General features: G+C 70.6%; 22 protein-coding genes and 1 riboswitch. Of the genes, 13 read left to right on the top strand and 9 right to left on the bottom strand.

What is annotated here, in order from left to right:
* The first annotated feature begins 24 nt into the window (after positions 1–24).
* A complete protein-coding gene (thiE, locus tag E1212_RS01300; protein WP_131977964.1) occupies positions 25–669 on the top strand; it encodes a thiamine phosphate synthase in 645 nt (214 codons plus the stop codon).
* A 2-nt stretch (positions 670–671) separates the two neighbouring features.
* Here thiE and E1212_RS01295 read toward each other — a convergent pair whose 3' ends face one another.
* Positions 672–947 (bottom strand): GNAT family N-acetyltransferase, encoded by a 276-nt coding sequence (locus E1212_RS01295; RefSeq protein WP_203416132.1) that lies wholly within the window; start codon positions 945–947, stop codon positions 672–674.
* Between the two features lie 196 nt (positions 948–1143).
* Between E1212_RS01295 and E1212_RS01290 the strand changes: the two genes are divergently transcribed.
* Positions 1144–1779, top strand: a complete 636-nt coding sequence (locus E1212_RS01290) for a VOC family protein (protein ID WP_131977958.1) — start codon at positions 1144–1146, stop codon at positions 1777–1779.
* A 14-nt stretch (positions 1780–1793) separates the two neighbouring features.
* Positions 1794–2477 (top strand): SIMPL domain-containing protein, encoded by a 684-nt coding sequence (locus E1212_RS01285; RefSeq protein ID WP_131977955.1) that lies wholly within the window; start codon positions 1794–1796, stop codon positions 2475–2477.
* On the opposite strand, the gene E1212_RS01280 is transcribed toward E1212_RS01285, so the two are convergent.
* The 6 genes from E1212_RS01280 to E1212_RS01255 all read right to left on the bottom strand — a co-directional run bounded on the left by E1212_RS01280 (position 2458) and on the right by E1212_RS01255 (position 6939).
* On the bottom strand, positions 2458–3234 hold the full coding sequence (locus E1212_RS01280) for an ABC transporter permease (protein WP_131977952.1): 777 nt from the start codon (positions 3232–3234) through the stop codon (positions 2458–2460). The two genes, E1212_RS01285 and E1212_RS01280, sit on opposite strands and share 20 nt — an antisense overlap.
* Positions 3231–4352: an ATP-binding cassette domain-containing protein gene (locus tag E1212_RS30285; RefSeq protein ID WP_131977949.1), complete on the bottom strand. Its 1122-nt coding sequence runs from the start codon at positions 4350–4352 to the stop codon at positions 3231–3233. Before E1212_RS30285 ends, E1212_RS01280 begins: the two co-directional genes overlap by 4 nt.
* Before the next feature lie 181 nt (positions 4353–4533).
* Positions 4534–5400 carry a fructosamine kinase family protein gene (locus E1212_RS01270; protein ID WP_203416130.1) on the bottom strand — a complete coding sequence of 289 codons (867 nt, stop codon included), beginning with the start codon at positions 5398–5400 and terminating at the stop codon, positions 4534–4536.
* Complete coding sequence (locus E1212_RS01265; RefSeq protein WP_238992214.1) at positions 5381–5917, bottom strand: low molecular weight protein-tyrosine-phosphatase; 537 nt, start codon at positions 5915–5917, stop codon at positions 5381–5383. Before E1212_RS01265 ends, E1212_RS01270 begins: the two co-directional genes overlap by 20 nt.
* Positions 5918–5928: 11 nt before the next feature.
* Entirely contained in the window at positions 5929–6366 is a 438-nt protein-coding gene (locus E1212_RS01260; RefSeq protein ID WP_131977943.1) for a hypothetical protein, read from the bottom strand.
* A 198-nt stretch (positions 6367–6564) separates the two neighbouring features.
* Complete coding sequence (locus E1212_RS01255) at positions 6565–6939, bottom strand: phage holin family protein (protein ID WP_131977940.1); 375 nt, start codon at positions 6937–6939, stop codon at positions 6565–6567.
* Between the two features lie 55 nt (positions 6940–6994).
* Here E1212_RS01255 and hisC point away from each other — a divergent pair, with 55 nt between their 5' ends.
* Together hisC and E1212_RS01245 are read left to right on the top strand one after the other, a co-directional pair.
* On the top strand, positions 6995–8065 hold the full coding sequence (hisC, locus tag E1212_RS01250; RefSeq protein ID WP_131977937.1) for a histidinol-phosphate transaminase: 1071 nt from the start codon (positions 6995–6997) through the stop codon (positions 8063–8065).
* 304 nt (positions 8066–8369) lie between these two features.
* Positions 8370–9764: a helix-turn-helix domain-containing protein gene (locus E1212_RS01245; RefSeq protein ID WP_131977934.1), complete on the top strand. Its 1395-nt coding sequence runs from the start codon at positions 8370–8372 to the stop codon at positions 9762–9764.
* Positions 9765–9849: 85 nt separating this feature from the next.
* On the opposite strand, the gene E1212_RS01240 is transcribed toward E1212_RS01245, so the two are convergent.
* Positions 9850–10812 (bottom strand): EamA family transporter, encoded by a 963-nt coding sequence (locus tag E1212_RS01240; RefSeq protein WP_203416128.1) that lies wholly within the window; start codon positions 10810–10812, stop codon positions 9850–9852.
* Positions 10813–10997: 185 nt separating this feature from the next.
* A riboswitch (cobalamin riboswitch) is annotated at positions 10998–11230 on the top strand.
* A 185-nt stretch (positions 11231–11415) separates the two neighbouring features.
* Between E1212_RS01240 and E1212_RS01235 the strand changes: the two genes are divergently transcribed.
* The 3 genes from E1212_RS01235 to E1212_RS01225 are packed head-to-tail and all read left to right on the top strand — an operon-like array spanning position 11416 to position 16273.
* Positions 11416–14004: a ribonucleoside-diphosphate reductase subunit alpha gene (locus tag E1212_RS01235; RefSeq protein WP_131977931.1), complete on the top strand. Its 2589-nt coding sequence runs from the start codon at positions 11416–11418 to the stop codon at positions 14002–14004.
* Positions 14005–14017: 13 nt separating this feature from the next.
* Positions 14018–15004, top strand: a complete 987-nt coding sequence (locus tag E1212_RS01230) for a ribonucleotide-diphosphate reductase subunit beta (RefSeq protein ID WP_131977928.1) — start codon at positions 14018–14020, stop codon at positions 15002–15004.
* Positions 15005–15010: 6 nt separating this feature from the next.
* The gene (locus tag E1212_RS01225) at positions 15011–16273 is read left to right on the top strand and encodes an Nramp family divalent metal transporter (RefSeq protein WP_131977925.1); all 1263 of its coding nucleotides are present in this window, start codon (positions 15011–15013) and stop codon (positions 16271–16273) included.
* A gap of 204 nt (positions 16274–16477) precedes the next feature.
* Here the strand turns inward: E1212_RS01225 and E1212_RS01220 are convergent, their stop codons facing one another.
* Complete coding sequence (locus E1212_RS01220; protein WP_131977922.1) at positions 16478–17629, bottom strand: ADP-ribosylglycohydrolase family protein; 1152 nt, start codon at positions 17627–17629, stop codon at positions 16478–16480.
* 69 nt (positions 17630–17698) lie between these two features.
* On the opposite strand from E1212_RS01220, the gene E1212_RS01215 reads away from it, so the two are divergent.
* The 5 genes from E1212_RS01215 to E1212_RS01195 all read left to right on the top strand — a co-directional run bounded on the left by E1212_RS01215 (position 17699) and on the right by E1212_RS01195 (position 23095).
* Positions 17699–18895, top strand: coding sequence for an ADP-ribosylglycohydrolase family protein (locus tag E1212_RS01215; RefSeq protein ID WP_131977919.1), 1197 nt, complete (start codon positions 17699–17701; stop codon positions 18893–18895).
* 75 nt (positions 18896–18970) lie between these two features.
* Positions 18971–20284 carry an ABC transporter substrate-binding protein gene (locus E1212_RS01210; protein ID WP_131977916.1) on the top strand — a complete coding sequence of 438 codons (1314 nt, stop codon included), beginning with the start codon at positions 18971–18973 and terminating at the stop codon, positions 20282–20284.
* Positions 20284–21237, top strand: coding sequence for a carbohydrate ABC transporter permease (locus tag E1212_RS01205; RefSeq protein ID WP_131977913.1), 954 nt, complete (start codon positions 20284–20286; stop codon positions 21235–21237). Before E1212_RS01210 ends, E1212_RS01205 begins: the two co-directional genes overlap by 1 nt.
* Positions 21234–22091: a carbohydrate ABC transporter permease gene (locus E1212_RS01200; RefSeq protein WP_131977911.1), complete on the top strand. Its 858-nt coding sequence runs from the start codon at positions 21234–21236 to the stop codon at positions 22089–22091. Before E1212_RS01205 ends, E1212_RS01200 begins: the two co-directional genes overlap by 4 nt.
* 56 nt (positions 22092–22147) lie before the next feature.
* The gene (locus tag E1212_RS01195) at positions 22148–23095 is read left to right on the top strand and encodes an aldo/keto reductase (protein ID WP_131977908.1); all 948 of its coding nucleotides are present in this window, start codon (positions 22148–22150) and stop codon (positions 23093–23095) included.
* The last annotated feature ends 4 nt before the right edge of the window (positions 23096–23099 follow it).

Genomic DNA, 23099 nt, shown 5'->3' with positions numbered 1-23099 from the left:
CTCCGCCCGTGGCAGACTCCGCCTGTGACCTCCGACGCGAGACGGCGGCTGGCCGGCGCCCGGCTCTACTTGTGCACCGATGCGCGGCGCGACCGCGGCGACCTCGAGCCGTTCCTGCACGCGGCGCTGGCCGGTGGCGTCGACATCGTCCAGTTGCGCGACAAGACGCTCGACGCACGCGCCGAGCTGGAGCTGCAGTCGCTGGTGGCACGGGTCGCGGCGGAGCACGGCGTCCTGGTGGCCGTCAACGACCGCGCCGACCTCGCCGAGCTGGCCGGGTCGGCGATCCTGCACACCGGCCAGGAGGACCTTCCGGTGGCGGCGAGCCGGCGGCTGCTGGGCCCGAACGTGCTGCTGGGACGCTCGACGCACTCTGTCGAGCAGGCCGCGGTGGCCGAGGCGGACCCGGACATCGACTACTTCTGCGTCGGGCCGGTCTGGCCCACGCCCACGAAGCAGGGCCGGCCGCCCGTCGGCGTGCACACGGTCCGGGCCGTCGCCGAGACCGCGCCGTCGACGCCGTGGTTCGCGATCGGCGGCATCGACGAGCACACCGTCCGTGAGGTCGTCGACGCCGGCGCCCGCCGGGTGGTCGTGGTGCGGGCCATCACCGCGGCCGACGATCCCGCGGGTGCCGCCCGCCGGCTGCGGGCGGCGCTGGAGACCTGAGGTCAGCCGGCGCGCAGGTCGTCGTACTCGGAGTGGCGGTCGAGGTAGCCGGCCACGAACGGGCACTGGGGGACGACCTTCAGGCCGCCTTCACGGGCGTCGTCGAGCAGCGCCCGGGCCAGCGCGCCACCGATGCCCTTGCCCTCGGCGGCCTCGCCGACCTCGGTGTGCAGGGCCACGATCTCGTGGGCGCGGCGGATGTAGGTGAGTTCGCCCACCCGGGTTCCGTCCAGGTAGGCGGCGTAGCTGCGGGCGGTCCTGGTGATCTCGATGCTCACGCGCAGTCGCCTCCAGGGGTGCTGGATCGATGCCACAGAAGATGCTTGATCATTTCTACCGGTGCGGGTGCCCCTTCGTCCCGGATCCTCCCGATCGAAGTGATCACCGATCTGCAACCGTAACGCACCGGCCGGACCCATCCGCGGCACGGTGCTCGGTTCGCCAAACCGGTCCGGAGGCTGCCACGATGCGGGGATGCGCCTCGATCACGTCTCGTACGCCGCAGGACCGGACGGACTCGACGCCACGGCCGCGCGGCTGGCCGGAGAGCTCGGTGTCGGCCTCGTCGACGGCGGGCTGCACCCGCGGTTCGGCACCCGCAACCGCGTACTTCCGCTCGCCGGCGGCCACTACCTCGAGGTGGTGGCCGCCCTCGACCATCCCGCGGTCGACAAGGTGCCGTTCGGGCAGGCGGTGAAGACGCGCTCCGAGGCCGGCGGCGGCTGGCTCGGCTGGGTGGTCGCCGTCGACGACCTCGCCCCGGTCGAGGAGCGGCTGGGCCGTCCCGCCGTCGACGGCCACCGCGTGCGGCCCGACGGGTTCGACCTCGTCTGGAAGCAGATCGGCGTCATGGGCCTGATGAACGACCCGCAGCTGCCGTTCTTCGTCCACTGGGAGTCCGACCCGGCCGAGCACCCGTCGAAGGGCGGCCACGACGTCGAGCTGCTCAGCCTCGAGATCGCCGGCGACCCGCACTTCGTGACGGCCTGGCTCGGCGAGCCCGAGGACCACCCGCTCGACGACGTCGACGTGTGCTGGCTGCCGGCCAACGGCGGCCCGGGCGTGCGCTCCGTCCGCTTCCGAACGGCCCATGGCGAGGTCACCGTCTGAGCCACAATGGGCGCATGGTCACCATCACGGTCGCCGGCACCGCCCATCGCTTCCTGCCCGCCGAGCGGGGCACCGTCCACCTGCGCGCCACGGCCGAGGCGCGCCGCTCGGCCGACGTCGTCCCCGTGGTCGCCGACCTGCACGCCCGGCTGTCCGCCGAGGCCGGGCGGCACGTGTCCGCCGGTGCGGCGACCCGGTGGTCGGCCGACCAGCTGTACGTGTCGACCGTCCAGCGCTACCTGCGCGACTCCGACGTCAGCGAGACGTTCCAGGTCGCGGCGGCCGGGGTGGCCGTGCGGTTCTCCGACTTCACGGCGCTGTCCGACTGGGTCACCGAAGTCGGCGCCATCGACGGCGTGGTGGTCGACGGCGTCGAGTGGGAGCTGACGCGCGATCGCCGCACCGAGGTCGAGCGCGAGGTCCGGGCCGAGGCCGTCCGCGACGCCCAGGAGCGGGCCGACGCCTACGCCGCCGAGCTCGGCTACGCGACGGCCACCGCCACCGCCCTGTTCGAGCCGGGGCTGCGGCCGCACACCCAGCCCGGGTTCGAGGGCTCCCGCGCCTACAAGATCGTCCCCATGGGTGCCGACGCCGGCGGCGGCGCCGTGGTCTCGATGCGCCCGGAGCAGATCGAGATCACGGCGACCGTCACCGTCGACTACGCCGCCTCGGGGTCGGCTAGGCGTCGCGCTTCTTGAACAGGTACCAGGCGACGGCGAGGATGATCGCCACGAAGGCGGCGAACACGCCACCGGACGCCCAGCGCGACAGGAAGTCGAAGTCCGGGCCGCCCTGAGGGTCGTACGGGCCGGTGGCCAGCAGCCGTGCACCGGCCGAGAACGGCAGGAACTTCAGCGCCGGCTGCAGCCAGTCGAGCGCCGGCACCAGCGACAGGCCGGAGATCAGCCCTTCGACCAGCAGCGGCGTCACCAGCAGTACCACGATCGCGCTCGGCACGCCGCGGAACAGCTGGGCCAGCGCGAGGCCGCAGATGCCGTACAGCACGACGAGCACGAAGTAGCCGGGGATGACCTCGTTGAGCGGCTCGCCGAACGACGGCACCTCGCCCCAGAAGATCATGCCGATGGCCAGGTTGATGACCAGCGAGAGCGCCACCACGACGACGGCGCACAGGCTCACCATGATGATCTTCGCGATCAGCAGCCGCGACCGCTGCGGGATGGCCGTCAGCGTCGGCTGGATGGTGCCGTGCCGGTACTCGTGGCCGGTGGAGAAGATGCCGATGATCGCCGTGAACACCGGGATGAACGTGGCGAAGTCGGCGCCGCCGGTGAGCACCTGGGCCGCGATGTCGGCGTCGAGCGGCTCGTTGCGGGTGGCGTAGGCGATGATGAACGCCACGCCCGCCGTGATGAGCAGGCCGATGCCGACCAGCCAGTAGGTCGAGCGCAGGGTGCGCAGACGCACCCACTCGAAGCGAAGCGCGCTGCTCATGCCGCACCTCCGGGAGTCGGGCCACCGGGTTGCGACGGCGGGACGGGCGGCGCGGCCGGAGGACCGTCCTGCGGGCCGCCGGGCGGGGCCTCGTCGAGATCGTGCGCCCGGTACTCCACGGACTCGCCGGTCGCCGTCATGAACGCGGCCTCGAGCGAGGCCGTCTGGGTGGCGAGCTCGTGCAGCAGGATGCCGTTCTGGAAGGCCAGCTCGCCGACGGCGGCGGTCTCCATGCCCGACACCCGCAGCCCCGGCGACAGCGCGGAACCGGCCGCGCGGACCGCATCCTCGGCGACCGCAGCGTCGGCGACCGCAGCGTCGGCGCCGTCCGCCGCGGCGGCGACGGCGGCCGCCACACCGTGACGGACGTTCTCGGTGAGCTCCTCGACGGTGGCGCCGTCGACCCGGCGCAGCAGCTCGGCCAGCTGGGCCGCCTGCGGCGAGCGGACGACGACGCTGGCCTGGGTGAAGTTGCGGACGAACCCGTCGACGTCACCGTTGTAGATCATCGTGCCGCGGCCGATGACCACGAGCTGATCGGCCATCAGCGCCATCTCGGACAGCAGGTGGCTCGAGACGAAGATCGTCCGGCCCTGGTCGGCCAGCGACTTGAGCACGGTGCGCAGCCAGTGGATGCCGCTCGGGTCCAGGCCGTTGGCCGGCTCGTCGAGGATGAGCGTCTGCGGATCGCCCAGCAGCGCCTGGGCCAGCCCGAGCCGCTGCGCCATGCCGAGCGAGAAGCCCTTCGGCTTCTTGTTCCTGACGTCGGTGAGCCCCACGAACTCGAGCACCTCGTCGGCGCGGGAGAACGGGATGCCGCTGCCGGCGGCCAGCATGCGCAGGTGGTTGCGGGCAGTGCGGGTCGGGTGGAATGCCTTGGACTCCAGCACCGCGCCGATCTCGCGCATGGGGTGCCGGATGGTGCCGAAGCGCCGGCCGTCGAACAGCGTCTCGCCGCCCCCGTTGTCGAGGTCGAGCATGAGCCGCATCGTCGTGGACTTGCCGGCGCCGTTGGGTCCGAGGAAGCCGGTCACCATGCCCGGCCGCACCTCGAACGACAGATGGTCGACGGCGACCTTCGCGCCGTATCGCTTGTAGAGCCCTTGGGCCGTGATCATGCTTCTCCCGGGGTGGTCGGTCGCTGTGAACCTATCGGGTCATGGGTACGGACCAGCTCATTCGCGGTGCCGAACCAGCGTGTCCGACTTCAGGAGGAGGGCAATTCCCCCATTCCCTCGTGGGACCGCCACCGCCGGGACCCTGCGGCCGGCCTTCGGTGCCGCGGCGAACCGGCCGCGGTCAGCCGGCGCGCAGGGCCTGCCGGGCCAGCTGCCCCGCCTGGGCGCCGTAGGAGCCGCCGAACAGGACCGCGTGCACGAGCACCGGGTGCAGCTGGTGCAGGGCCGCCCGCTCGCGCCAGCCGGCGGCCAGTGGCCAGGCCTCGTCGTAGGCCGCCAGGACGCGGTCGAGATGCGGCAGCCCGAACAGCGTGAGCATGGCGAGGTCGGTCTCGCGGTGCCCGCCGTGGGCCGCCGGGTCGACGAGGACGGCGCCGCGGTCGGTCCACAGCACGTTGCCGGCCCACAGATCGCCGTGCACCAGCGCCACGGGCTCGGCCGGACCGGCCAGGCGGGGGAGCTCCGCGATGACCTTCTCGACGTCGGCGACGGTGCGCTTGTCGACGGCGCCGGATCTGCGGGCCGCGCGCAGGTACGGCTCGAGCCGGCCGTAGGCCCACAGGTCCGGCCACGACGTCCACGGCCCGCCGGGCAGGTCGAGGCTGCCGATCCAGCCGTCGCCGCCGGCGCAGCCGAAGACGTCGCCGCCGGCCCGGTGGGTGGCGGCGAGCGCGCGGCCCAGCCGCTCGGCCGCCGCGGCGGACGGCACGCCGGTGGCGACCCACTCGAGGATCAGGCACCGGTCGTCGTAGGCGAGCACCTCGGGCACCGGGACGCCGCCGCGCGCGCCGGCCAGCCGCTCGAGGCCGTGCGCCTCGGTCCGGAAGAAGCCGGGCGGGGCGCCGTCGCGGGTCTTGACGAAGACGGTGCGGCCGTCGCCGAGCACGGCCCGGTGGGCCGCGCAGATGGAACCGCCGCCGACCGGGGTGAGCGATTCGACGGCGGTGCCCAGCACGGCGTGCAGATGCTCAGTGTCGACTGGGCTCACCGCCCGGCACGTCGAGCTCGATCTCGTGCCGGACGGCGGCGACGAAACCGTCGGCGGCCCGCTCGATCATGGCCAGCACCTGCTCGAACGACGCGGCGTCGCCATAGTAGGGATCGGGCACGTCGGTGTCGTCGCCGGCCACGGCGTCGGCGTCGTACCCGCGCAGCAGCTGCACCTTGGCCCGCGCGTCGTCGTCGGGTGCCAGCGCGCTGAGGTCGGCGACGTTCTCGCGGTCGAGCGCGAGCACGAGGTCGACGTCGTCGAACCACTCGCGGCGGAACTGCCGGGCGCGGTGGCTGTCGCCGTCGTAGCCGTGGCCCAGCAGCGCGGCGAGCGCCCGCGGGTCGGCCTGCTGGCCGGCGTGCCAGCCGCCGGTGCCCGCGGAGTCGACGGTGACGAGGTCGGCGAGGCCCGCCTCCTCGAGCCGCCGGCGCAGCACGAACTCGGCGATGGGCGAGCGGCAGATGTTGCCGGCGCAGACGACGCAGACGCGATACGGACTGGTGGGATCGGACACGGCCACGCGCATCAGCGGCGCTGGCGTGCGAGCTCCCCGACGGCCAACGCGAGCTCGGTGGCCAGATCGAAGGACCGCTCGTGGTTGGGGTTGCTGCGCATCCACAGGCAGATGGTCTGCACGACGGCGCCGGACCACGCGGGGTCGCGGCGCAGCGCGTGCCGGACCGACACCGGACGCGGAGCGAAGGACGTGACGTCGAACCATTGGCCGTCGGCGAAGGCGAGCATCGGATTGCCGTGCGGATCGTCGTAGACGACCTCGTACACCATGGAGCCCACGAGCGCGTGCCGGTTGGAGTCGGGCTCCGGATAGCCCGGAGGCGTCGTCACCGCCAGCCGGGCCGGCCGCGGCGCGGACAAGCCGTCGCCGTGGTGCCGGGCGCGCTGATGCCCCGAAGGAGGCTGCTCGTTCAGAACCGAACCGACGGGGCCGTAGCCGATCGTCATATGTCCACCATGCCCACACTGAGTTCAGGGCACAACGAACCCCCGTGGCACCCGCGGAAAAGGGCGCCTATCCGTCGTGCAGAGGATGCTGGGCCAAAGGTACGTCAAACATCGGCCCAGCGGAAGAAGGGTCGTATCGCGTCGACGTCAAGGCCCATGGCATAGCGCCGGACGGATGAGGGGATGCTGCTCCGTTCGTCAGTCGGGCAGCAACAGATTCAGGACCCAGCTGACGAACGAGACCACCAGCGCGCCGAGCACGGCTTCCCAGAAGAATCCTTCGACGTGGAAGGGCACGTCGAGGGCGTCGGCGATCCCGGAGGTCAGCCAGAACATCAACGCGTTGACGATCAGGGTGAACAACCCGAGCGTCAGCACCAGCAGCGGCAATGACAAGAGTTGGACCACTGGTTTGATGAAGGCGTTAACCAGGCCGAAGATGAGGGCCACGACAAGCAAGGTCAGGATCTCGCTTGACGTGCTGTCAGAGCTGATGGTCACGCCGTCGACGATCTGGGTCGCCACCCAGAGGGCGAACCCGTTGACCAGCAGGCGGATGATGAAAGACGTCACGGCTGCCGAGCGTACACATCCGAGGCCCTCCGCGGGAGCGGCTATCGTGCCGGGCATGGTGCGCATTCGCAAGGCTCTCGACGGCCTGCCGTCCTACAAGCCGGGCCGGCCGGCCGCCGCGAAGGCCGGTGCCGAGCAGGCGTTCAAGGTCTCGTCGAACGAGAACCCGTACCCGCCGCTGCCGGGCGTGCTCGAGGCCGTCACCGCCACCGCGGAGTCGATGAACCGCTATCCGGACATGTTCGCGACGGGTCTGGTCGCGGCGTTGGCCGACCGGTTCGACGTGCCGCCGGAGCACGTGGCCACCGGCACGGGCAGCGTCGGCGTGCTGCAGCAGATCGTCCAGGCCACCGCCACCGAGGGCGACGAGGTGGTCTATGCCTGGCGCTCGTTCGAGGCCTACCCCATCGTCGTGGGCATCTCGGGCGCGACGGCGGTGCAGGTGCCGCTGGCGCCCGGGGCCCGGCACGACCTGCCGGCCATGGCCGACGCGATCGGCGACCGCACCCGGCTGGTCCTGGTGTGCACGCCGAACAATCCGACCGGCGCCGTGGTCCACCACGACGAGCTCGACGCGTTCGTGCGCCGCGTCCCCGAGGACGTGCTGGTGGTCGTCGACGAGGCCTACCGCGAGTTCGTGCGCGACCCCGACGCCGCCGACGGCCTCGACTTCTACCGCGCCCACCGCAACGTGTGCGTGCTGCGGACGTTCTCGAAGGCGTACGGGCTGGCCGGGCTGCGGGTCGGTTTCGCCGTGGCGCACGACGAGGTGGCCGACGCGCTGCGCAAGACGGCGGTGCCGTTCGGCGTCTCCGGCATCGCCCAGCGCGCCGCCGTCGAGTCGCTGGCGCGCGAGCCCGAGCTACTGGAGCGGGTCGAGGCTCTCGTGGCCGAACGGGCCCGCGTGCGCGACGAGCTGGTCGCGCAGGGGTGGGAGATTCCTCACACCGAGGCCAACTTCGTGTGGCTGGAACTGGGTGATCGGACCGTCGACTTCGCCCGGTACTGCGAGGAAGCCGGGCTGGTCGTGCGGCCGTTCGCGGGCGAGGGCTGCCGGGTGACCGTGGCCGAGCCGGAGGCCAATGACAGGCTCATTCGACTGGCCGCCGACTGGCGGGCACGCTGACACTGTCGTTCTCGCAAAGCTGCCCTGATGCAGGGCAAATAGGGGCACAGACGGTGTCCTGCGTTCGGGGGGCGAGACGCCGGACACCGTCTGTGCGGTCTATGGGCGGTGCGTCAGCAGCACATGTCGACAGGACTGCGGGGCTGCATTTCCGCGGCTCCGGCCAACGGCGCGGCCACGAACGTGAGAGCGAGTGCAGCCATGATCGCGACCAGGGTTCTCTTGGCGCCCCTCACCTCGATCGATCTCCCTAAAGTCGGAATTTGGACTGGAAAAACATGACTCGCTGTAGTCCAATACTGTCATGACAGTAGACCAGCCAGCAACAGAGGACGAGGCGCCGGTCCCGACGCCCGTCGGGCAGCGTATCCGATCCCGCCGGTTGGAGCTCGGCCTGTCCCAGGCCGAGATCGCGGAGGGCATGCTGTCTCCCAGTTACGTCTCGCTCGTCGAGAGCGGCCGCCGGCAGCCGGCGGCATCGGCGCTGTCGCACATCGCCGAGCGCCTGCGCATCGACGTCGAGTACCTGCGCGACGGCGTCGACGCCTCCGTCCGCACGAAGGCCCGCCTCGCCCTTGGCCGCGCCGAGATGGCGCTGCGCGAGGGTCGTGCCGCAGACGCCTACGAGCAGTTCACCGTCCTGGTCGGCGACGCCGGCCTCAACGACGAGCAGAGCCGGGTGGCCCGGCTGGGCCGGGCGCTGGCGAAGGAGCGCCTGGGCGACCTCGAGGCCGCCATCGAGCTGCTGAGCGAACTGGCCGAGGAGGCGCGCGAGACGCCGGCCGTCCAGCCCTGGCTCGACGTCGCCATCGCGCTCACCCGCTGCTACAACCTCGCGGGCGACTTCGACATGGCCATCCAGATCGGCGAGGAGGCGCGCCGCGCCGCTTCGGGCCTCGGTCTCGAGGGGACCGACGAGTACATCCGGCTCGGCTGCAACGTGCTGGGCGCCTACCACGGCCGCGGCGACATCGTCCGGTCGCAGGCGCTGGCCGCCGAGCTGGTCAGCGCCGCCGACTCGCTGGGCACGCCGCACACCCGCGGCGCCGCCTACTGGAACGCCTCCATCATCGCCGAGTCGCGCGGCGAGCTGGCCCAGGCGCTCAACCTGGTCGACCGCGCGCTGGCGATGTTCGGCGAGGGCGACGACCTGCGCAACCTCGCCCGTCTCAAGGTCGCCTACGCCTGGCTGTTGCTGCAGTCGCGCGAGCCGCAGGCCGAGCAGGCGCTCGAGATCCTCGACAAGGTCGAGGAGAGCATCAACAAGCACGGCAGCAAGGTCGACGTCGGCAACCTGCACATCAAGCGCGGCGAGGCGCTGCTACGCCTCGGCCGGGTCGACGAGGCCCGTCTCTCCGTCGAGACCTCGCTGCGCGAGCTCGAGGGCAACTCTCCCATCGCGGCCGCGGACGCCCGGCTCACCCTGGCGCGCATCCTGCGGGCGCAGGGCGACGTCGACGGCAGCATCCGCGAGGCGGAGCTCGCGGCGTCCGCGCTCGGGGCCATCCATGCCTCGCGGCTCTCAGCGGGCGCCTGGCGCGAGCTGGCCGACCTCTACCGCGACCTCGGCCGCATCGACGAGGCCATGGACGCCTACGACAAGGCCCTGCGTTCCGTGCGCGTCGGCCCGTACGTCGGCGCCACCCTGGTCGACGAAGAGACCGCCTCGGTGGGCGAGTTCGCCGGCACCATCGCCTGATCCCTTCGTTCGTCCGTCGTGAAGGCGTGAGCGGCAATGTCGCCGCTCACGCCTTCGCCATGTCCGGGGGCGGTCTCCGCCGGCGTCAGACCATGGCCTCGTCGGGCGTGAGATCGGGCGACTTCTCGGCCTGCCGCGCCCTCGCCGACGCCCGCTCGCCGTTGACCACGAGCACCACGCCACCCACCACCAGCGCGCCGCCGCCCAGCACGATGGCCGTCACGGGCTCGGCGAGGATGGCCCAGCCCAGGAGCACCGCGACCACGGGGTTGACGTAGGCGTAGGTGCCGACCAGCGACAGCGGCGCGTTCGCCAGCAGGTAGCCGTACGCCGTGTAGCCCAGCAGCGAGCCCAGCACGATCAGGTACGCCAGCGCGAGCCAGCCCTCCGTCGCCACCGCCGACACGTGCAGCTTGCCGAACTCGCCGGTCGCGGCCGACACGACCATCAGCATGACGCCGCCGGCCAGCATCTCGTAGGCCGAGGCCACCAGCGCGTTGCGCGGCAGCCCGAGGCGCGGGGAGAAGTAGGACCCGAACGCCCACGAGATGGTGCCGAACAGCAGGATGCCGATGCCCCAGGCCTCGACGCCCTCGATGCCGCCGCGGGGCACGCAGATCACCGCGACACCGGCCAGGCCGACCAGGATGCCGACCCAGGTGAGCGCCGGCGGCCGTTCGCCGCCGGCCACCTGCAGCAACACGAACCAGAGCGAGATCGCCGCGACGACCAGGGCGGCCAGCCCGCTGGGCACCGTCTGCTCGGCCACGGCGACCATGGCGTTGCCGAGCACGAGGAGCAGCAGGCCCATGACGGCCGCGCCGCGCAGCTCGCGCGGGCTCACGCGCAGCCGCTCGCGGCCGTGGCGCAGCCACAGGTAGCCCAGCATCAGCAGCCCGGCGACCAGGAACCGCAGGCCCATGCCGAGGAACGGCGGGATGTCGGCCTCGACCACCACGCGGATGGCGAGGTACGTCGAGCCCCACACGACGTAGACGACGACCAGCGCGGCCCAGATCATCGCAGGCCGCGCGGGGGCCTGAGTCATGAGTGTCTCCCTAGGTCAGTACTGACGACCCACATTCTGCTGGATCGGCAAGCAGGAGTGAAAGCGAGTTTCGGCCATGTCGCTGCGACATCGTGACAACCGCCGGTGTCGCATCTGTCCCGGTGTGGGCGGCCGACTGGCAAGACACTAGATGTAGGTGACTTGCATCTTTGTAACTACCAGATAGTGTGGCTCTCGCAGCTGGTTCCGCCGGTCAGCCGGATCGGCGGGGGCAACAGGGAACCCGGTGTGAGTCCGGGACTGCCCCGCAGCGGTGAACGGGAACGACCGCCGTCAACGAAGCACTGGGCCGACATACGTGAAGGCCTGGGAAGCGACGGCCAGTAGGTGGAACGCCACCCGCCAGGTGGCCTCTGCGCCCGTGAGTCCGAAGACCTGCCAGCGCACCGCACGCGCCACGCGTGCGGTGGTCCGCGGCTCCCGAGGGAGGGGCCAGGGGACGATACGCCGACGAACTCACCGCCGCGCCCGGGCGCCACCAGCGACCCGACGCCCCACCGGCGCGGTGCCGGCGACGCATCTCTCCTCGCCCCTCTCCGTCAGCGCCGTGGGCCGAGCCAGCCGAGCTCGCGAGGAGAGAGCATGAGCGTCAACGTCGTCAAGCGCGACGGGTCGGTGGAGCCGTACGACGGCTACAAGATCGCCCGGGCCATCGAGGCCGCCAGCGTCGGCCTGGACAACCAGGTCGCCCGCGTCACGCAGCTGCAGTCCGAACTCGAGATCACCCTGTTCGACGGCATCACCAGCCAGCAGCTCGACGAGGCCGTCGTCCAGGTCGCGCTGCAGAACGTCCGCGACGACCCGGCCTTCGACACCGTCGCGGCCCGCGTGCTGCTGAAGACGGTCTACAAGCGCGTCCTGGGCGACTACGAGACCCCGGACCAGCTGGCCGAGCTGCATCGGGAGAGGTTCCCGGGCTACGTGGCGGACGGCGTGGCCGCCGGGCTCCTCGACGAACGGCTCGTGACCCACTTCGACCTCGACCGGCTGGCGGCCGTGCTGGACCCGACGCGCGACGACCTGCTGACGTACATCGGCGCGGTCACCATGAGCAACCGCTACATGATCAACGACCGCGACGGCCACCGGCTGGAGGTTCCGCAGTTCTTCTGGATGCGGGTCTCGATGGGGCTGTCGCTGAACGAGGCGGATCCCACCGCGGCCGCCGCCGTGTTCTACGCCAAGATGTCCAGCCTCGACTACCTGGCCGCAGGGTCGACGCTGGTCAACGCGGGGACGGCGTACTCGCAGCTGTCGAACTGCTTCGTCATGGAGATGCACGACGACATCGAGCACATCGCCAAGAGCGTGCGCGACGTCATGTGGCTGACCAAGGGGACCGGCGGCATCGGCCTGTCGGTGACGAAGCTGCGCGCCGAGGGCTCGCCGATCCGCAGCAACAACACCGTCTCGACCGGACCCATCCCGTTCATGCACACGATCGACTCGACGCTGCGGGCGGTGTCGCGCGGCGGCAAGAAGTTCGGCGCGCTGGCGTTCTACATCGAGAACTGGCACCGCGACTTCCCTCAGTTCCTCGATCTCAGGCAGAACGCCGGCGACCCCTACCGCAGGGTCCGCACCGCCAACACCGCGGTCTGGATCTCCGACGAGTTCATGACCCGGGTGGCCGCCGACGACGACTGGTACCTGTTCGACCCGCTCGAGGTGCCCGACCTGCCCGAGCTCTACGGCGCCGCCTTCAGCCGGCGCTACGCCGAGTACGCGGCCGCCGCCGAGGCCGGTGAGCTGCGCTCGTTCACCAAGATCAAGGCGCGCGAGCAGTTCCGGGCCATCCTCGTCGCCCTGCAGACCACGTCGCACCCCTGGCTGACCTGGAAGGACACCATCAACAACCGGGCGCTCAACGACAACACCGGCACCATCCACCTGTCGAACCTGTGCACCGAGATCACACTGCCGCAGGACCGCGACAACATCGCCGTCTGCAACCTGGCGTCGATCAACCTGTCCGCCCACCTGGGCGCCGGCGGAGTGGACTGGGACCGGCTGCGTGACAGCGTCCGGCTCGCCGTCCGCCAGCTCGACAACCTCATCGACATCACCGTCTCGTCGGTGCCGGAGTCCGAGCGCTCCAACGAGCTCAACCGCGCCGTCGGCCTCGGCGTCATGGGCTTCACCGACGTCGTCGAGCGGCTGGGCTGGTCGTACGAGAGCGAGCAGGCCTACGACCTCATCGACCGGCTCATGGAGTTCATCAGCTACCACGCCATCGACCAGAGCGCCGACCTCGCCCGCGAACGCGGCGCCTACGCCAACTTCGACGGCTCCGGCTGGAGCCGTGGCCTGGTACCCATCGACACCGTCGACCGGGCCGAGCGCGAGCGCGGCGTGCCGATCACCGTGTCGCGGTCCAGCCGGCTCGACTGGGACGTCCTGCGCGACAAGGTCCGCGGCGGCATGCGCAACGCCACGCTGATGGCGATCGCCCCGACGGCGTCCATCGGCCTGGTCGCGGGCACGACGCCGGGCCTGGACCCGCAGTTCTCGCAGCTGTTCAGCCGGGCCACCAGCTCGGGCAAGTTCCTCGAGGTCAACCGCAACCTGGTGGCCGACCTCAAGGCGCGGGGGCTGTGGGAGCAGGTGCGCGAGGACCTGCTGCGCGCCCAGGGCGACGTATCCGCGCTCGACGCCGTCCCGGCCGACCTCAAGGCGATCTACAAGACGTCGTTCCAGCTCTCGCCGTATGCGTTCATCGAGGTCGCGGCCCGGGCGCAGAAGTGGATCGACCAGGCGATCAGCCGGAACATGTACCTCGAGACCCGCGACATCGGCGACATGGTCGACATCTACTCGGCCGCCTGGGCCAAGGGCGTCAAGACCACGTACTACCTGCACGTCAAGCCGCGCCACACCGCCGAGCAGAGCACCGTCAGAGTCAACAAAGCCGAAGCGCTGAACGGTAGTGATGCTGCGCCGAGCGGTCCCCATCGCGGCTTCGGAGCGGCCCGGGGCACGACGGCGACGGCTGCGGCCCCCGTCGTGGCCCCGGCGGCGGCCTCTGTCGAGGCCGCGGCTGCGGCCCCCGTCGTGGCTCCGGCGGCGGCCCCGCCGGACGCCGTCGAGCTGGAGGTCGTCGACACCGGCGAGGAGGCGGTCGCCTGCCCCGTCGACCCGCAGGAACGGCTCCAATGCGAGTCGTGCCAGTAGAGGGGAGACGACGATGAGCATTCTCGGCACCGGCATCCAGGAGGGCCTGCTGCTCAAGCCGGTCCGCTACCCCTGGGCGTACGAGCTGTACAACCAGGCCGTCGCGAACACCTGGTTCCCGCACGAGGTCCAGCTCGGCGAGGACATGGCCGACTTCAAGAGAATGTCCGACGAGGAGCGGCACGCGCTGACCTTCCTCATGAGCTACTTCAACCCCAACGAACTGCTGGTGAACAAGGCGCTGGCCTTCGGCGTCTACCCGTACCTGAGCGCGGCCGAGGCGCACCTGTACCTCGCCAAGCAGATGTGGGAGGAGGCCAATCACGTCATGGCCTTCGAGTACGTCCTCGAGACGTTCCCCATCGACCGCGAGCGGGCGTACGCCGCGCACGTCAGTGTCCCGTCCATGGTGGCGAAGGAGGAGTTCGAGGTCCGCTACATCAGGCGGATGACCGAGCAGACGCTCGACATCACCACCGTCGAGGGCAAGCAGGACTTCGTCCGCAACCTGGTCGCCTACAACATCGTGCTCGAGGGCATCTGGTTCTACAGCGGGTTCATGGTGGCGCTGAGCTTCCGGCAGCGGAACCTGCTGCGCAACTTCGCCTCGCTGATCGACTGGATCGTCCGCGACGAGAGCCTGCACCTGAAGTTCGGCATCAACCTCGTCCTCACCGTGCTGGACGAGAACCCCGAGCTCCAGACGCCGGAGTTCGCCGCCGAGATCGAGCAGATGATCCTCGACGGCGTCGCGATGGAGGAACAGTACAACCGCGACCTACTGCCCACCGGGATCCTGGGTATGAACGCCGACTACATCAACCACTACGTCAAGTACCTGGCCGACCGGCGGCTCGAGGAGCTCGGCTTCGAGCCGCACTACAAGGTCGCCAATCCCGCGAAGTGGATGGCGACTGCCAATGACACGCTGCAACTGGTGAACTTCTTCGAGTCCATCAACACCAGCTACGAGGTCGACGCCCGAGCCAGCGGAGGATAGGGACTCATGTACGTACGGGTGCGGCGTCGCCGTCCGGAGCGACTGGACGGGACGCCGACCCGGCTGCCCGGCGCGGGGCTGGGGCTGCTCGGTCCCGCGTTCGTGGCGGCGGTCGCCTATGTCGACCCCGGCAACGTCGCCACCAACCTCTCGGCCGGTGCCGGCTACGGCTACCTGCTGGTGTGGGTGCTGGTCATGGCCACGGCGATGGCCGGGCTGGTGCAGTACCTGTCGGCGAAGCTGGGAGTGGTCACCGGGTCGTCGCTGCCCGAGGTGCTGCGCGACCGGCTGCCCCGCGGCGGCCGGCTGGCGTACTGGCTGCAGGCCGAGGTGGTCGCCATGGCCACCGACATCGCCGAGGTGGTCGGCGGGGCCATCGCACTGAACCTGCTGTTCGGCCTGCCGCTGTGGCTCGGCGGCGTCATCACCGGAGTGGTGTCCATGGCGCTCCTGACGGTGCAGAACGGTCGGGGGCAGCGGGCGTTCGAGGGCGTGGTCACGACGGCGCTGCTGGTCATCGCCGTCGGCTTCGTGGCCGGGCTGTTCGTCGAGCCGCCGTCGCCGTCGGGCATCGTGTCCGGGCTGACCCCGCGGTTCGAGGGGACCGAGACCGTTCTGCTGGCGGCGGGCATGTTCGGCGCCACCGTCATGCCGCACGTGGTGTATCTGCACTCGGCGCTGGCCCGCGACCGGTTCGGCGCCACGCCGGAGCCCGGGCTGGTCGGCCGGCTGCTCAGGGCGACGCGCGCCGACGTCGGGGTCGCGATGCTGGTGGCCGGGAGCGTCAACATCGCCCTGCTGCTGGTCGCGGCGGCCTCGCTGCGCGGCGTCGACGGCACCGACACCATCGCCGGGGCCCACGCCGCGGTCGAGTCCGGGCTGGGGGCGGCGATCGGCGTGCTGTTCGCCGTCGGGCTGCTGGTGTCGGGCCTCGCGTCGACGTCGGTGGGCTGCTACGCCGGCGCGGTGATCATGGAGGGTCTGCTGCTGCGCCGCATCCCGCTGCTGGTCCGACGGCTCGTCACGCTGGTGCCGGCGGTCGCGATCCTGCTCACCGGCGCCGAGCCGACCTGGCTGCTGGTGCTCTCGCAGGTCGTGCTGTCGTTCGGCATCCCGTTCGCGATCATCCCGCTGGTCGCCGTCACCGCGAAGTCGTCGGTCATGGGCCGGTGGGCCAACTCGCGGCTGACCACGGCGCTGGCCGTGCTGGTCAGCGCCGTGGTCGTCAGCCTCAACGTGGCCCTGCTGACGCTCACCATCACCGGCTGACCCACTGGGAATGACCACGTTCACCACGCGATTCCCTGGTGAACCAGGCCTGCAATCGTGGTGAAGCTCAGGTAATCCTCGTGACGTCTGCGAACGCCATCTGGAAAGCGATTACCAACGCAGGCATGGCCACACCACACGGGGATTCCGTGCCACACCAGGCATACAGCCCTGGTGTGGCACGGAATTCCGTGGTGGACGTGATCATTCTGAGCCGGCGCCGAGGGACTCCAGGTCGGCGACGCGCTCCTTCGAGCGGCGCAGCTCGTTCTGCACGGCCTCGTAGAGCCCGGTGGCGCTCTCGAGCGGGGTGCGGGTCGAGACGGTGTACGGATCGGTCGCGACCTGCTCGGTCACCGTCTTCACCCAGCGCTCGGGAACCGCGTCGATCCCGCGCAGCGCGGCCGACCAGCCGCCGGCGATATAGGCGCGGCAGTCGGTGTCGCGGCCCAGGTTGACCGCCTGGACGATCGAGTCCTCGACGTGGCCGCCGGTGATCTGGAAGATCGCCGCACCGCCGGACAGGATCTCGACGGCGTCGGACATCCAGTGGCCGAGGTACTTGTCCTGGAACTTCGGCCGCAGGTCGCGCCAGTCGGCGGTGTCGCGAGCCCAGCCCAGTGCTGTCTCGACCTCACGCCGCGGCACCCGGCTCAGCTGCTCCAGCGCGACCGCCAGGACGGAGTCGACGGTGGCCGCGGGCTTCAGCGCCTCGGCGGTGCCGGCCGCGATCGCCGCCGCGACCTCGAGCGAGTAGTTGTCGCGGGGGCCGCGGATGTCCTTGATGCGCCCCACGTCGAGGGCGTCGCGGGCGGCCTGCCGCGGGTCGCAGGCGTTCACCGTCCCGATGGCGATCATCATCTTGGAGGTGCCGATCATGCCGGGGAAGGTGGCGTACCGGCCGGTCTCCCACGGCCACACGCCGGCCTTGAGCGCGTAGTAGATGACCTGGTCCTGCGGGCCGAGCAGGTAGCCGAACCTCGCCGGGTCGATGTCGCGCAGCCAGATGCGGGCGACGTCCTCGACGGTGACCCGGCCGCCCTTCTCGATGATGGCCGTGACGGCGAGCCGGTGCCGCTCGTGCCCGTCCTCGCTCTGCCCCGGCGGCCGGTCGTGCGGGTACCAGACGAAGTCGTTGCCCCACTCCTGCGGCATGCGGGCCGGCCCGTTCTCGTCGGCACTGATGCCCATGACCGGCCGGCTGCCCCACTTGTTCGGCTGCGGCAGCAACTCCGTGACCAGCCCGTATCTCTCCTCGATCTCGAACCAGGCCAGGCCCTCGAGCACGTCGCCCATGGAGTTGGCGATGGTGGTGGCGGCTTCGACTCCGTAGATCTTCTCGAACAACGTCGGCATGGGTCGCGTCCTTTGATCGGTTAGGGATGCCTTGACCAGAGTACAGAATTTTGAATACCATCCACCGCCATGGAGCTCCGCAGCGGATGGGAACCCGTGCCGACGACGACCGGGAGGGACATGGCGCCGCACGCGCAGACCGACGGTGAGCAGGACGCGCCGACCGGCGGCCGCCTCTACGACCGCATCCTCGCGGTCGAGATCGCGGCGACGGTCGGCCACTCGATGGGCGACGTCACCGAGGTGATGCACTGGAAGGACATCGAGGAGCAGTTCGGCCTGGTGACGACCATGCTGCCGCAGCCGAACAAGTGGAAGGACAAGTTCCCGAACCTGCCGGTGGTCCGCGGCTACCCGAACACCTACCAGGTGCACGACCGCCCGCCCGGCATGAGCGAGGACGGCCACGAGCGGCACCGCCTCACCGTCACCGCCGTCATCGAGAAGGGCGGCCGGGTCACCGTCGAGGACGTCGCGAAGATCTGGGTCCGCGACATCGACCCGGCGAAGTTCGGCATCCTGCTCGGCGGCCAGGACCAGGTCATCTACTACTCCGCCAAGGCCGGCGTCCCGCCGTGGGAGATCGGCAAGTTCGCCTACTTCCCGGGCGCCTGGGGCGTCACCGCGATGATGGCGGCCGTCGGCGTCGTCAACGCCGGCAACCCCGCCCAGGCCGCCGCCGACGCCCTCGACGTCGGCCGGCTCAAGGACCAGAGCGGCGTCCCCGGCAACTACGCCCTCGAGGTCGCGTCCGCCGTCGCCGCCGGCATCGCCGAGGGCCTGAGCGCCGACGCCACCGTGGACACCGTCATCGACGCCGCGCTGGCCCGGCTCTCGCCGCTGCCGCGCGCGGAGATCGAGCACATCCTCGAGCACGTCCCCGCGGGTGGCGACTGGCGCAACCTGCGTGGCCTGCTCGACGACGAGTACGCCGGCCGCACGATCCTGTGGCCGGTCGAGACGCTCGGCACGGCGCTCGCCGCCGTCAACATCAGCCGGGCCGACCCGTACGAGGCCGTCGTCGCCGCCGTCAACCTCGGCCGCGACACCGACGGCCGGGCCTGCGTGGCGGGGTCGCTCAGTGCCGCGCTCCGCGGCACGGCGGCACTGCCCCCCGACTGGGAGCCCACCATCACCGCCCAGGTGGCCACCGACCCCTACACCGTCTCCACCCGCACGCCGAAGGAGACCGCGGACGGCCTGTACGCGGCCGTCCAGGGCAACCTCGCCCAGCTCAGTCGCCAGCTCGGCCGCGTGGCGTCGTGATCTGACGCCACCCGGACCCGCAGCCGGCGCTCCCGCACTCTGCCGTGATCGATAGCTCTCAAGGAGGAGACCGCTATGACGGTACGGACTACGCGTCAGCGGGCAGTCACAGCTCTGACGGCGACGATGTGCGCCCTGCTCGTCGCGGGCCTCGCCGCCTGCGGGTCCGACGGCGACTCCGCCGGCGCCGAGGGTGGCGACGGTGACGTCTCGCTGCGGATCGCCTGGTCGGGGTCGGACGAGCGCAACACCCGCACCCAGGACGCGCTCGACCTGTACATGGAGCAGAACCCGAACGTCGACATCAGCGTCGAGTACACCACCGCGACGAACTTCTGGGACCGGCTGACCACGCAGGTGGCCGGCGGCAACGCCCCGGACATCATCCAGATGTCGGGCCAGGTGCTCTCGCAGTACGCGACCAGCGACGTGCTGCTCGACCTCGGCCCGTACGTCGACGACGGCACCATCGACATCGAGGGCTGGGAGGAGGAGCCGCTCGAGGCGCAGACCATCGACGGCACGCTGTACGGCATCCCGCCGGGCCTCGACGGCCACGCGCTCGTCTACGACGCCACGAAGTTGCAGGAGCTGGGCATCGAGCCGCCGAGCGAGACGTGGACGTGGTCGGAGTTCGCCGACCTGGCCCGCGAGATCGCGGCGGCCGGCGGCGAGGGCTACTACGGCACCGAGGACGGCGGCCCGCAGTACGAGGTCCTGCAGTCCTTCCTCAACCAGCGCGGCAAGCAGCTGTTCGACGGCAACGAGCTCGGCTTCGAGGCCGCGGACGTCGAGGAGCTGTGGCAGTTCTGGGGGGACCTGCGCGAGGACGGCGCCGCGGTGCCCGCCGACCTGCAGACCGCGCAGGGCGCCAACCCGGAGAACTCCGGCGTCGTGCAGGGCTACGCGGCCATGGACTTCACCACGTCGAGCCAGTACACGAACTTCGTGGGGCTGAGCCCGGGCGAGGTCGGCATGGCCACCTACCCGTTCGGCGACGACGGCGCGCCCGGCCAGGTCTGGCGGGCCGGCATGGCCTGGAGCGTCACCCGCACCAGCGCCAACGCCGACGAGGCGGCCAAGCTCATCGACTTCCTGGTCAACGACTCCGAGGCGGGTGCGCTGCTGCAGACCACCCGCGGCGTGCCGGCGTCGCCGACGATCCGCGAGGAGGTCCTGGGCACCGTCGACGAGACCGAGCAGCGCTCCTTCGAGCACCTCGAGACCGTGCAGGCGCACGACGCGCAGGTGACACCGGTGCTGCCGACCGGGTTCGGCGACTTCAACGACCTCTACCAGCGGCTGTACTACGAGTACGCGTTCGGCCGGATGACTCTCGAGGACGCCGTCGGCCAGCTGATGAGCGAAGCGCCGGGACTGCTCGGCTGATGTCCGTCGCCACACGAGACCGGGTCGAGAGCCCGCCGGAGCGGCCCCGCCGCGCCGGCGGGCGCCGGTTCCGGATCAGCGAGAACGTGGCGGGGTACCTGTTCCTGTCGCCGTGGCTGGTGGGGCTGTTCGTCATCGTCATCGGCCCGATGATCGCCTCGCTCTACCTGTCCTTCACCGAGTACAACCCGCTGACGTCGCCGTCGTGGATCGGCCTGGACAACTACGTGCGGCTGTTCACCGACGACCCGCGCTACATCGCGTCGCTGAAGGTCACGCTGATCTACGTCGTGGTCTCGGTGCCGCTGCAGCTGGCGTTCGCGCTGCTCCTGGCGATGGTGCTGGACAAGGGGCTGCGCGGGCTCTCCTTCTACCGGTCGGTGTACTACCTGCCGTCGCTGCTCGGCTCGTCGGTGGCGATCGCGATCCTGTGGCGGCGGGTCTTCAGCGGCGACGGCCTGGTGAACTCGTTCCTCGGTGCGTTCGGCATCGAGGGCCGGAGCTGGATCTCCGAGCCGGCGACCGCCGTGTACACGCTGGTCGCACTGAGCGTGTGGACCTTCGGCGCGCCCATGGTGATCTTCCTGGCCGGGCTGCGGCAGATCCCGGACATGTACTACGAGGCGGCGTCGGTCGACGGCGCGGGCCGGGTGCGGCGGTTCTTCTCGATCACCGTGCCGCTGCTCACGCCGGTCATCTTCTTCAACCTGATCCTGCAGATGATCGGCGCGTTCCAGGCCTTCACTCCGGCATTCGTGGTGAGCGACGGCACCGGCGGCCCCGTCGACTCCACGCTCTTCTACACGCTGTACCTGTACCAGGAGGGCTTCGCCAGCTTCCGCATGGGCTACGCGTCGGCGATGGCGTGGGTGCTGTTCGTGGTCATCGCACTGTTCACCGCGCTCAACTTCGCGGCGTCGAAGTACTGGGTGTTCTACGGAGACGAGCGATGAGCGGGGCGACGGCGACGACGGGACGGCCGTCGCGGGCGCGGCGGCTGGTCAAGCACGTGGCCCTGGTGGCGTTCGGCCTCTTGCTGCTCTACCCGCTGATCTGGATGCTCTCGAGCTCGTTCAAGCCGACCGAGCTGATCTTCAGCGACTCGGGCCTGTGGCCGAGCCGGTTCACGCTGTCGAACTACACCGACGGCTGGAACGCGCTGCGGATCCCGTTCTCGACGTTCTTCGTGAACTCGTTCGTCGTGGCGATCGGCTCGATCGTCGGCAACCTGATCGCCTGCTCGCTGGCGGCGTACGCGTTCGCCCGGCTGAACTTCCGGTTCCGTCGCTTCTGGTTCGCGATCATGCTCGCGACGATCATGCTGCCGCAGCACGTGGTGCTGATCCCGCAGTACGTCCTGTTCTCGGAGCTGAACTGGATCGACACGTTCCTGCCGCTGATCGTGCCGAAGTTCCTGGCCACCGACGCGTTCTTCATCTTCCTCATGGTCCAGTTCATCCGGACGCTGCCGCGCGAGCTCGACGACGCCGCGAAGATCGACGGCTGCGGCTGGTGGGGCATCTACTGGCGGGTGATCCTGCCGCTGACGATGCCTGCGCTGGCCACCACGGCGATCTTCACGTTCATCTGGACGTGGAACGACTTCCTGTCGCCGCTGATCTACCTGTCGACGCCGGAGAACTACACCGTCCCGCTGGCACTGCGGGCGTTCATGGACGCCGAGGGCGAGTCGTCGTGGGGGCCGCTGTTCGCGATGTCGATCCTCTCGCTCGGCCCGATCTTCGGGTTCTTCCTGGCCGCCCAGAAGTACCTCGTCCGCGGGGTCGCGACGACGGGGCTGAAATGACCGCCACCCATCACATCCCACCCCATCGAGCCCCCAGGGCGCAGGAGGAGCAGCTCATGCCGCTGACGATCGGCCGCGTGGTCCTCGGCACCATGACGTTCGGCGCCCAGGTCGACGAGCCCGGCGCGGTCGAGATGGTGCGGGCCGCCCGCGAGGCCGGCGTGACCATGTTCGACACCTCCAACAACTACCAGGGCGGTGCGTCGGAGGAGATCCTCGGCCGGGCGGTGAGGCCGTTCCGCGACGAGGTGCTGCTGGCCACGAAGGGCGGCAGCCACGTCGAGCAGGCCGACGAGTCGCTCACGGGACTGGGCCGGGCGGCGCTGACGAAGGCCGTCGAGGCCAGCCTGCGCCGGCTCGGCACCGACCGCATCGACGTGTACTACCTGCACCGGCCCGACTACGGCACGCCCATCGAGGAGACGCTGGCCACGCTGGCCGACCTCGTGGCCGCCGGCAAGATCCGCCACGTCGGCCAGTCCAACTTCGCCGCCTGGCAGGTCACCGAGGCGCTGCTGCTCGCCCGGACGAACGGCTGGCCGGAGCCGCTGATCTCGCAGCCGATGTACAACCTGGTCGGCCGGCGCATCGAGGCCGAGTACGCCGCCTGTGCCGAGCACTTCGGGCTGTCGAACATCGTCTACAACCCGCTGGCCGGCGGCCTGCTCACGGGCAAGCACCGCATCGATCGGGCGCCGGAGCCGGGCACCCGGTTCAGCCGCGAGGTGTACCGCGACCGGTACTGGAACGGGCCGTTGTTCGACGCCGTCGACCGGCTGGCCGGTGTCGCCGACGCCGCCGGCATCACGCTGGTCGAGCTGGCCCTGCGCTGGGTGGCGAACCGGCCGCTGACCGCCGCCGTGCTGCTCGGGGCGTCGCGGCTCGGCCAGCTCGAGGCGAACCTGCGGGCGATCGACGGTGGACCGCTGGACGACGCCACGGCGGCGGCGTGCGACGAGGTCTGGGCGGACGTGGGTGGCGCCGCGCCGCTCTACAACCGGTGAGGAG

This window comes from Jiangella ureilytica (genome assembly GCF_004348545.1).
Lineage (GTDB): Bacteria > Actinomycetota > Actinomycetes > Jiangellales > Jiangellaceae > Jiangella > Jiangella ureilytica.
This window is presented reverse-complemented; position numbering and strand designations above follow the sequence as displayed.

Coding starts and splice junctions, on each gene's coding strand:
- E1212_RS01285 (WP_131977955.1), top strand. CDS start 1,794: ATGGTCACCATCACGGTCGCCGGCACCGCCCATCGCTTCCTGCCCGCC.
- hisC (WP_131977937.1), top strand. CDS start 6,995: ATGGTGCGCATTCGCAAGGCTCTCGACGGCCTGCCGTCCTACAAGCCG.
- E1212_RS01225 (WP_131977925.1), top strand. CDS start 15,011: ATGTACGTACGGGTGCGGCGTCGCCGTCCGGAGCGACTGGACGGGACG.
- E1212_RS01215 (WP_131977919.1), top strand. CDS start 17,699: ATGGAGCTCCGCAGCGGATGGGAACCCGTGCCGACGACGACCGGGAGG.
- E1212_RS01280 (WP_131977952.1), bottom strand. CDS start 3,234: ATGAGCAGCGCGCTTCGCTTCGAGTGGGTGCGTCTGCGCACCCTGCGC.
- E1212_RS01205 (WP_131977913.1), top strand. CDS start 20,284: ATGTCCGTCGCCACACGAGACCGGGTCGAGAGCCCGCCGGAGCGGCCC.
- E1212_RS01260 (WP_131977943.1), bottom strand. CDS start 6,366: ATGACGATCGGCTACGGCCCCGTCGGTTCGGTTCTGAACGAGCAGCCT.
- E1212_RS01290 (WP_131977958.1), top strand. CDS start 1,144: ATGCGCCTCGATCACGTCTCGTACGCCGCAGGACCGGACGGACTCGAC.
- E1212_RS01240 (WP_203416128.1), bottom strand. CDS start 10,812: ATGACTCAGGCCCCCGCGCGGCCTGCGATGATCTGGGCCGCGCTGGTC.
- E1212_RS01200 (WP_131977911.1), top strand. CDS start 21,234: ATGAGCGGGGCGACGGCGACGACGGGACGGCCGTCGCGGGCGCGGCGG.
- E1212_RS01245 (WP_131977934.1), top strand. CDS start 8,370: ATGACAGTAGACCAGCCAGCAACAGAGGACGAGGCGCCGGTCCCGACG.
- E1212_RS01220 (WP_131977922.1), bottom strand. CDS start 17,629: ATGCCGACGTTGTTCGAGAAGATCTACGGAGTCGAAGCCGCCACCACC.
- E1212_RS01235 (WP_131977931.1), top strand. CDS start 11,416: ATGAGCGTCAACGTCGTCAAGCGCGACGGGTCGGTGGAGCCGTACGAC.
- E1212_RS30285 (WP_131977949.1), bottom strand. CDS start 4,352: ATGATCACGGCCCAAGGGCTCTACAAGCGATACGGCGCGAAGGTCGCC.
- E1212_RS01230 (WP_131977928.1), top strand. CDS start 14,018: ATGAGCATTCTCGGCACCGGCATCCAGGAGGGCCTGCTGCTCAAGCCG.
- E1212_RS01210 (WP_131977916.1), top strand. CDS start 18,971: ATGACGGTACGGACTACGCGTCAGCGGGCAGTCACAGCTCTGACGGCG.
- E1212_RS01195 (WP_131977908.1), top strand. CDS start 22,148: ATGCCGCTGACGATCGGCCGCGTGGTCCTCGGCACCATGACGTTCGGC.